We start from the raw sequence: 8,467 nt of genomic DNA on the forward strand, positions 1-8,467 counted from the left end.
GGGAGCCTTGACATCTATCCTGTCCTAGGTCTCGCTGCGGCTGAACAGTCGGTCGAACAGGCCGCGGCTTTCCGTCACGCGGCGCGCCGTCACCAGTTCCACCAGTTCGGCCAGGCTGCGCGCCACGGCGCTGGTGCGCGACAGCTGCAGCAGCGGAATGCCCTGGTTGACGGAATCGGTGGCGGCGATGTAATCGTTGGGCACCGTGTGCACCACCTCCGCGCCCAGCGCCTGTTCCAGGTCCGCCAGTCGCAGGCGTCCGCCCTTTTCATAGCGGTTGACGATCAGGCGCAGGCGCTCGCCCGGATAGCCGAGCGAACGGAAAATGTCGAGCAGGCGGCGCCCGTCGCGGATGTCGGGCAAGGCCAGCTGCAGTACCGGATAGATGGCGTCGGCGTTGTCGAGCGCGCGCAGCGACAGCGCATCGATCTGGCGCCCCACGTCGAGCACGATATAGTCGTAGTGCTGGCGCGCCACGGCCAGGATGCGGTCCATGTGCTCGGGCTGCATGTCGACCTTGTGCGACGGGTCGTCGGCCGCCGCCAGCACGCCGAAGTTCGGCGTCACGTGCACCAGGCACGAGGCGAGGAAGGCGCCGTCCATGCGCGCGATCTGGGCGCAGATGTCGGACAGCGTCATGGCCGGCTTCTGGTCCGAGACATACAAGGTGGCGTCGCCGAACTGGCCGTGCAGGTCGATCAGCAGCACCTTGCAGCCGGCCAGGCTGGCCAGCGCGTAGGAAAAATTCGTCGACAAAAAGGTGGCGCCGCTGCCGCCCTTGCACGAGATGAAGGCGAGGACTTTGCCGTCGCGCATCTGCGTCACGCCGGCCTGGATATCGACCCTGTCCATCGCCTCGTGAAAGGCCTTGTGCACCAGCGGCAGCTGCAGCACTTCGCGCATGCCGGCGCGCATGGCGCGGATCAGCACATCCTGCTGCTGGCCGCGCGTGAGCAGCATCAGGACGGCCAGCGGATACTGGCGCGCCAGGCGCTCGAGCAGGTCGGCTTCATCGGCATCGATGCCGCTGGCGTCGACGATCACCAGTTCCGGCGCTTCCGGCAGCATGCGCTCGACCGCGTCGCGCAGGCCGCTGCGCCGTTCCAGCAGCCGCAGCACGGGCATGCGGGCCGCCCCCTGCGCGGCAATTTCATCGTGCAAGCTGGCGTCGCGGCTAATCATCAAGGCTTTCATCGCACTTCCTCGCTTCTTTCAGGTCTACACATTCGGCTGCGCCCAAGTGGCGCTCAAGGACAAAAACCGGGATTGTCCGGATAGCCCAGCGACTCGGCCACCGCCATGGTGGCGCCGCTGGGCAGGCGCACGGCGCCTGCGCCGGAGGGAAACATCGCTCCCAGCAAGGGCAGGACGGGCCGGTACGGCACGCTCTCGCAGCGCCCGCCATCGCCGGGCACGCACAGGCGCGCGCGCACGAAACGGATGCAGCTGGCGCCGTTCGGATCTTCCAGGCAATTGATGCGGTTACGCTGCGGACAAGCGGGCATCACCGTCACCGGCACTGCCGCCAGCGCGGCGGCGCCGGCCAGCGACAGATAATCGATGCGCACATACGCATCGCTGATGCCGCCACCGAGCGGCAGCACGCCCGGCGCGGCACGCAGCACGGCGTGCGTGCGCACGGCCTGCAGCGCACTTGCATTGCTAAAATCGGTGACAGCCGCGCCGCGCGCGGCACGCCGGGTGATTTCATGCACCATGTTCCATAAATACACGGCGCGCGCCACTTCCAGCAAAGCAAACAGGAACAGGAAGAACAACAGCGCCAGCATGCCGAACTCGACAGCGAAGACGCCGTCCTGGCGCTGCCGCCGGGGGCGCAGATTAATTAACATAGCGCAATGTCGCATTGGCACGCAGCGGGATCGGCGCCAGCTGCGGCAGCCACTTGCGCGTCAGCTCGGGCAGGATATCGACGGGCATGTCCACGGACACCTTGATGCGTACCTGCAGCGGCGCCGTCGGGTAGTTGCCGCAGCTATAAAAGTCATCGTTATAGATGCAATCCACGTTGACTTTGCCGCTGCTCATGCTGGGCCAGGATTCCAGCATCGCCTGTCGCACCATCTGCCGGGCAAACACGGCGCCCTGCTCCGCCGCATCGGCATTGGCCATCTGCGGCAACGGCATGGTCGCCAGGTAGCGCGCCGCATCGTGCGCACTTTTTTGCAGGGCCGTGTACGCCAGCAGCGCGCGGCCGAACAGCAATACGAAGGGCAACAGGCCCATGAAAAACAGCATGATCAGCGCCAGCTCGATGGCGGCGACACCCTGCTGACGGCGTGGCGGCCTCATTGCAGCAGCTCCGCCGGACCCACCAGCGTACCCTCGGCCACCAGGCCGTCAAATTCGGCGCTCAGCACGCCATTGCTGGCCGGCGCCGTCATGAAGAAGCGGCCGATGCCGCGCACCTGCGCCAGCACGTCGCTGCCGGCCGGCAGCGGACAGGCCAGCAGGGGAATATGCAGCAGGCGCCGCTGCGCCACGCCCGTGTTGCCGGTCGGCGCCGTCTGGTACGCGAGCGTCTGATATGGCGGCGTGGCCGGATAGCCGGACTTGGCGGCCGGCGCGGCAGGGCTGGCCGGATACAGCTTGGGCCAGTCGCTGGCGGCAAACGGCAAGTAGCCGTCGGCCGGCTTCACACTGCTGTACCTGGCCGCCTTGGCGAACGACCACAGCGGTCCATAACTGCCGACCGCGGGCGGCGTCGCATTCGACTCCGGATCGGCCACGGACAGCAGCGGATTGCCGGTGCTCAGGGCGCTCGGCGCGTCGGGCGTGTTCGTCATCCACCAGTTCGTGGCCGTATTCGGATAGGGGCGGATATTCGTGTCGGGCGGCGCCGTGATCGTATGGCAGCCGCTGCCCGCATGCTGGTTGAAGCGGGCGTTGAAGGCCGGCCACAAGGTGGCGGGAAACGGCCGGTGCACGTGCACCTGGGCGCTGCCGATGCGCGGGTACAGCACCGTGCCACTGCATACAAACGGCAATACGCTGGACTCGCCGACCTGCTGCGACGGTCCCACCACACCCGGCTGGCCCAGTGGATTGAGGACGAAATGTTCGGCCGCCGGGCCATGCGGATTGAGTTTCAACAGGTTGTACGCCACGCCGCGGCGAAAGCCGTATTCCAGCAGCTCGACGGCCGGCAGCAGCGCCGCATTCGTGCGCGGGCTGGCCGCGCTGGCCGACAGCGCGCAGACGGCCAGCGGCGTCAGGTGCAAGCTGGTACGCCCCGCCACGGCGCGCGCCCCCGTGTCCAGAGTGCGCAGCGCCGGCGACCAGGCGCCCAGGAACGCCGTCGCCACCCGCCCCAGCGACGGTGTATTGGCCTGCGTATCGACGCGCACGAACAGCGCCGTGGCGGCATCGGGCACGGTGCCCGCCGCATGCCACCCGCTGGCGGGGGCATCGGGTGCGCTGGCGAAACGGATGCTGGCGTCCGACAGGGTGGCGCCCTGCATGCGGCGGCGCCACGCGCTCTTGTCGGCCGCGCTGCTCTTGGCCTTCGTCACGGCCGCAAGCAAGCCTTCGGGCGTGCCCACCAGTTCCGCGGCCGCCGCCAGCGCCGCGTTGTCGGCCAGGTTCTGCAATTCCGTCTTGCGGCCGATGACTTGCCCCACGTCGAGCGCCAGGCCGATAAAGCCCAGCACCAGAATAAGCAGGATGGAAAAGGCGATCAGCATCGCCCCGCGCTGGCCCTGGCGTCTATTTGCCATTGCCGCCTCCCAGCAGGAATTGCACCGGCTGCGGCGCCTGGCCGTTCGGTTCGACGAACGAGGCGCGGTAGCGCTGCATGACGGCATGCGCGCTGGGGCCGTCCAGCCCGTCGGCAGGCTGGCGATTGCCCGTGCTGGCCGGATAACGCACCTGCTGCGCCATGGCCAGGCGCACGGCGTCGCCGAAGCGCGGGTCCAGCTGCGGCGTGCTGCTGTGCGCGCAGGCGGCCAGCTGCAAGGCCAGGGCCAGGGCGGCCAGGCGCCGCAGCGACGTCAAGAGCGAGTTCGGCATGGCGTATCTCCCCGTCTCATTTCAACTCGAAACCGTTGGCCGCGCGCGGTGGCGGCACGGACGGCGGCGCCAGCGGCAAGGTGGCTTCCATCTTGCCGCGCAACATCAAGTCCGTGCGCGAGGGCGGCGCCAGCTGCGCCGTCGGCAGCACGGCGTCGGCCGGCAACGGTTTGACCAGGTGCGCGGTAATGACGAACAGCAATTCCGTGCGGTCATGCTGGAAGTCCGTGCTGCGAAACAGCGCGCCGAGAATCGGCAGCTCGCTGAGCCACGGCACGCCCGTGATGTTGCTCACCTGGTTGTTCTTGATCAAGCCGCCGATGGCGTAACTCTGGCCGTCGTACAGCTGCACCGTGGTCGAGGCACGCCGCGTGGTGATGACGGGCAGAATCGAGCGTCCGCTGACGCCGGCGGCGGAAATGCCCACTCCCTCGCGCGACAGTTCCGACACTTCCGGCGCCACCTTCAGATTGATGCGCCCGCCCGACAGCACGGTGGGCGTAAAACGCAGGCCGACGCCATACTCGCGCTCTTCCAGGGTGATCTTGTTGTTGTCCTGGCCGACGGGAATGAAAATCTTGCCGCCCGCCAGAAAACTGCCCTCCTGCCCGCTGATCGCCATCACCGTCGGCTCGGCCAGGATGCGCACCAGGCCATCCTGTTTCTGCGCCTCGATGGTCAGTTGCTGGCCATTCGACTTGCGCACGTCGAGCAAGCCATTGGCCGTGCCGCTCAAGAAATTCGACAGCAAGGTGGTGGCCCAGCTGCCGGACGCGAAGCGCAGGGTCGCGCCCACTTCCAGCCGTTCCAGCAGCGACTTCGACACTTCGGCGATCTGCACGGCCAGCATCACCTGCTGCGGCGCGCTGACGTCGAGCATATTGATGATGCGGCTGTTCGCCCCGCCAGCGCCGCCAGCGGGCGCCGTGGCCGCCACCGGCATGGCGGCGCCATCGGCAGGCTTGGGCAGCGCCAGCGGTGCGGTTGCGCGACGCACATAGGCATGCGCCAGCTCGGTGGCGCGCAGCACGGCGCCCGCGTCCTGCACCGTGCCCGACAGCACCAGGGTGTCGGCCACGGCCGTTACGCGAATGGCTTTTTCTTCCGGCATCAGGGCCGCCAGGGTCGTTTGCAGGCCGGACGGATCCATGCTGACGCTGACGTTCACCACGCTGCACACGCCGCTCCTGCCCTGGATGATCATGTTCGTGCTGCCCACGTCGACGCCGACCACATATAAAGTGTCGGGCGCGACCAGCATGGCTTGCAGCATGGCCGGATTGCCGACGCTGCGGGCCAGCACGGCCTCGGGCAGGCGCAGCATGCTCGACTTGCCCACCTGCAGCTGCAAGTTGCCGGGCGTCGCCGCTTCGCCGCCGCAGCGGGGACCAGGATCGGCTGCCGCGCCGGCAAGCGGCAACAGCAGGCAGCACAGTGTCAGCAGGGCGCGGTTCATGAGCGTGTCCATGGTTGGCTAAAAACATTCGCGCGACTGGCGCGTCCCGTCGATGACGCCGCTGCACTGGCGCTGAGGCTCCGGCGGCGCCTTCGCCACGCGCACGGGACGCGGCGCTGCGGCGGCCACGGGCACGTCGGTGGCAGGCGCGAGAGCAGGCTCGGCGTCGTGCGGCCCGCCCAGCAAGGTCAGCTTGGTGGCGCCCGCCGTCACGCCCGGCTGCGGATCGACCTGGTTGCGCAGCACCAGCGACAGGCTGCCCACGCTGCGCGCCAGGTCCAGGTTTTCCGCCTGTTCCGGCGTCACTTCCAGGGTCACGGCATTGACCACGCGCGGCTTGGTCTCATCGCGCCCCACTTCCTGCGCCACGGCCAGCACGAGGATGCGTTCGAGCACGATCTTGGAAATGTTGCGGCTTTGCGGAAACGCGCGGTCGCCGGCATCCTGCTGGGTACTGACGATGATGTCGACATAGTTGCCCGGCAAGGCGAAGCCGGCCACGCCGATCACATCGTTGACGCGCACGGTGATGGCGCGCCGCCCTTCCGTGATCAGGGCCGACAGGCCGCCCAGGGTGCCGACGGGGGCCAGCTTGGCCTCGCTCAGCGGTTCGCCGCGCAGCACGCTGGTTTTCAGCACCCGTCCCGCCAGTTTTGCCGGGTCTTGCAGCGCGCCTTGCGGCAAGCTTTCCGCCGGCCACTCGGCCAGGCGCAGCATCTCGGGTGTCAGGCGCTGGCCCAGGTTGACATCGGTGGAAGCGACGACGATCTTGCCCTTGCCGGCCGGCGTCTGGCGCAGCAGCCAGTGCGAGGCCAGCAGCACGGCCAGCAGACCCAGCACCACGGCCAGGGCCATCATCAGGAGGGCGCGCCGGTTTTTCATGCGATACGCTCGCACAGGCTGGCGGTCGGCATGTCGCAGCTGGCAAACAGGCTGCTCCATGCCTGCTCCAGGGCGGCTACCGTCAGGCGCGCGTCGCAGCCGGCAAAGCCGGCGAAGTCGCCCATGCGCGCCAGCAATTCCTGCGGATAGCTGGCCAGCAAGGGCCGGCCCTGCGCGCCATGCAGCTGCAGCAAATGGTTCACGGCCAGCTCGTCGATGGCCATGCCGGCCAGCCGGCATTGCTGGAGGAACAGGGCGCGATAGGCGTTCTCGGCCAGCGGCCCCACCTGCACCTTGTAGCCGATGCGACGCAGCAAGGCGGCGTCAAACAGCTCGACCGGCGGCACGTTCGTGGCCAGCACGAGGGCATTGTCGAACGGCACGCTGATCTGCACGCCGCCGGGCAAGGCCAGCTGGTCACTGCCGCGCGCCAGCGGCTGCATCAGCCGCGTCAGCAGTTCTTGCGCGCCCAGGCGCTGGCGGCCCAGGTCGTCGATGATCAGCATGCCGTTGTTCGCCCGCACGTGGGGCGGCGCCTGGTAGCAGCCGCCGCTGGCGTCGTGGCGCAGCTCCAGCATGCCGGCGTCGAGCTCGGCGCCCACGTGGATCACGGGGCGCTGGCACAGCACCCAGCGGATATCCGTGCTGCGCCGTTCCAGCGCCTGGCGCGCGTGACTGACGTGCTGCGGCGCGGGCGGCAGGTGCTGGGCCGGATCGTACAACTGGATGATGTCGTGGCCAACGACGATGGCGTGCGGCACGGCGACGAGACCGTGCAACAATTGGCCCAGCTGCAGCGCCAGGGTCGACTTGCCGCTGCCGGGCGGACCGTACAGCAGCAGCGAGCGTCCCGAATGCAGGGCCGCGCCGACCACGTCGAGCATGCCCGGCCCCGCATGGGCGCCACCGAGCACAGCTGCCAGGTCATCGCTGCCGACACGCTGTTCCTGCGCCAGCCACGACTGGCGCGCCACCATCGCGCGGTACGCTTCCAGGGTGACGGGAGCGGCGCCGATATACGCGCAGCGTTCGAGGAAGGCGCCGGCGCGCTGCTTGCCGGCGCTCGTCAGCTGGTACTGCACGTCGATATCGGATTCGCCGCGCCAAGCCACTTCGGCCATCTGCTCCGTCACCATGAAATCGAGCACTTCGCGCAAGACATTGATCGACAGGCGCAGGCGCGTCGTCAGCGCGGACAGGTGCGTCTTGCCGCCGACAAACATCAGCTTGGCGATCAGTTCGACGACCAGCGGCCGCTCCAGTCCCGTTTCGCGCAAGCTCTTCGGCTGCGGCGGCAAGGGCGGCATCAGGTTCGCATCGGCAGGACGCGGCGTGCTGTCGGTGCTCATGGAATAGTCGACCTCGGTCATGCTGCGTCTCCTAGCCGGTTAAGACTGCATTGAACAGAATTCATTCTAGCGAGCGGGCACTGGCGCCCATTGATTCAGAGCAATGAATGCCGATCAGAAATAATGCCGCCCTTGCACCACCAGGCAGCCCAGGGCAATGGCCAGTCCGTACGGCATATTGCCCACGCTGGCGCCGCTGCCCAATGCGGTTGGCGCCAGCGGAATGCCGGCCATGCGCGCGATCATCGGCCACAGCAGCTGGCGCAGATTGCCCAGGCAAACGCGCCACTTGCCCTGGTACGTGATCATCAGCACGGCCATCACGCCGCCCAGGACAAACGTGGCAAAACAGATCTGCAGCACGGGCCAGGGACCGGCAAAGGCGCCCACCATGGCGATCAGCTTGACGTCGCCGGCGGCCATGCCGCGCAGCACATATAAAGGCAGGAACAGGAAGAAGCCCGTCGCCATGCCGCCCAGCACCAGTTGCGGCACGCGGTGCGGCCACAACCACAAATGCAGCGCCAGCGCGGCAAGCATGCCGGCCAGCACCAGCCAATTCGGAATCTTGCGTTGGATCAAATCACTGACGGCGGCCCCCGTCACGAAGCACAGCAACAGCAGGTCGCACAAGGCAGTTGCAGGCATGGCACACCTCCCGAAAAAACCCGCCACTGGCCGGCCAGCGGCGGGCACCCGCTTAGGGCGTCAACACCAGGTTCGATGAAATGTCGGTGAGGACGGCCAGCAA

At 67.8% G+C, this 8,467-nt stretch carries 9 protein-coding genes; all 9 read right to left on the reverse strand.

Annotation, left to right across the window (positions count from 1 at the left end):
* Positions 1–24 precede the first annotated feature (24 nt).
* Positions 25–1,194 carry an AAA family ATPase gene (locus ASN89_RS25005; RefSeq protein ID WP_058051137.1) on the reverse strand — a complete coding sequence of 390 codons (1,170 nt, stop codon included), beginning with the start codon at positions 1,192–1,194 and terminating at the stop codon, positions 25–27.
* Positions 1,195–1,247: 53 nt separating this feature from the next.
* Positions 1,248–1,853 carry a TadE/TadG family type IV pilus assembly protein gene (locus ASN89_RS25010; RefSeq protein WP_058051138.1) on the reverse strand — a complete coding sequence of 202 codons (606 nt, stop codon included), beginning with the start codon at positions 1,851–1,853 and terminating at the stop codon, positions 1,248–1,250.
* Positions 1,843–2,313: a TadE/TadG family type IV pilus assembly protein gene (locus ASN89_RS25015; protein WP_046681964.1), complete on the reverse strand. Its 471-nt coding sequence runs from the start codon at positions 2,311–2,313 to the stop codon at positions 1,843–1,845. Before ASN89_RS25015 ends, ASN89_RS25010 begins: the two co-directional genes overlap by 11 nt.
* Positions 2,310–3,737, reverse strand: a complete 1,428-nt coding sequence (locus ASN89_RS25020) for a pilus assembly protein TadG-related protein (protein ID WP_161911799.1) — start codon at positions 3,735–3,737, stop codon at positions 2,310–2,312. Before ASN89_RS25020 ends, ASN89_RS25015 begins: the two co-directional genes overlap by 4 nt.
* Positions 3,727–4,029: a hypothetical protein gene (locus tag ASN89_RS25025; RefSeq protein WP_058051140.1), complete on the reverse strand. Its 303-nt coding sequence runs from the start codon at positions 4,027–4,029 to the stop codon at positions 3,727–3,729. The genes ASN89_RS25020 and ASN89_RS25025 overlap by 11 nt, the downstream gene beginning before the upstream one ends.
* A gap of 16 nt (positions 4,030–4,045) precedes the next feature.
* On the reverse strand, positions 4,046–5,485 hold the full coding sequence (locus tag ASN89_RS25030; RefSeq protein WP_058051147.1) for a type II and III secretion system protein family protein: 1,440 nt from the start codon (positions 5,483–5,485) through the stop codon (positions 4,046–4,048).
* 18 nt (positions 5,486–5,503) lie between these two features.
* A complete protein-coding gene (cpaB, locus tag ASN89_RS25035) occupies positions 5,504–6,367 on the reverse strand; it encodes a Flp pilus assembly protein CpaB (protein WP_058051141.1) in 864 nt (287 codons plus the stop codon).
* Positions 6,364–7,737 carry an ATP-binding protein gene (locus ASN89_RS25040; RefSeq protein ID WP_058051142.1) on the reverse strand — a complete coding sequence of 458 codons (1,374 nt, stop codon included), beginning with the start codon at positions 7,735–7,737 and terminating at the stop codon, positions 6,364–6,366. The genes cpaB and ASN89_RS25040 overlap by 4 nt, the downstream gene beginning before the upstream one ends.
* 93 nt (positions 7,738–7,830) lie before the next feature.
* On the reverse strand, positions 7,831–8,364 hold the full coding sequence (locus tag ASN89_RS25045) for a prepilin peptidase (protein ID WP_058051143.1): 534 nt from the start codon (positions 8,362–8,364) through the stop codon (positions 7,831–7,833).
* Positions 8,365–8,467 lie beyond the last annotated feature (103 nt).

Origin of the sequence: Janthinobacterium sp. Ant5-2-1, assembly GCF_001445815.1 — a bacterium.
Taxonomy (GTDB): domain Bacteria; phylum Pseudomonadota; class Gammaproteobacteria; order Burkholderiales; family Burkholderiaceae_D; genus Janthinobacterium; species Janthinobacterium lividum_E.

What these genes read in the sequence shown, in the direction of transcription:
- ASN89_RS25005 (WP_058051137.1), bottom strand. Translation starts at nt 1,194, where the DNA reads ATGAAAGCCTTGATGATTAGCCGCGACGCCAGCTTGCACGATGAAATT.
- ASN89_RS25010 (WP_058051138.1), bottom strand. Translation starts at nt 1,853, where the DNA reads ATGTTAATTAATCTGCGCCCCCGGCGGCAGCGCCAGGACGGCGTCTTC.
- ASN89_RS25015 (WP_046681964.1), bottom strand. Translation starts at nt 2,313, where the DNA reads ATGAGGCCGCCACGCCGTCAGCAGGGTGTCGCCGCCATCGAGCTGGCG.
- ASN89_RS25020 (WP_161911799.1), bottom strand. Translation starts at nt 3,737, where the DNA reads ATGGCAAATAGACGCCAGGGCCAGCGCGGGGCGATGCTGATCGCCTTT.
- ASN89_RS25025 (WP_058051140.1), bottom strand. Translation starts at nt 4,029, where the DNA reads ATGCCGAACTCGCTCTTGACGTCGCTGCGGCGCCTGGCCGCCCTGGCC.
- ASN89_RS25030 (WP_058051147.1), bottom strand. Translation starts at nt 5,485, where the DNA reads ATGAACCGCGCCCTGCTGACACTGTGCTGCCTGCTGTTGCCGCTTGCC.
- cpaB (WP_058051141.1), bottom strand. Translation starts at nt 6,367, where the DNA reads ATGAAAAACCGGCGCGCCCTCCTGATGATGGCCCTGGCCGTGGTGCTG.
- ASN89_RS25040 (WP_058051142.1), bottom strand. Translation starts at nt 7,737, where the DNA reads ATGACCGAGGTCGACTATTCCATGAGCACCGACAGCACGCCGCGTCCT.
- ASN89_RS25045 (WP_058051143.1), bottom strand. Translation starts at nt 8,364, where the DNA reads ATGCCTGCAACTGCCTTGTGCGACCTGCTGTTGCTGTGCTTCGTGACG.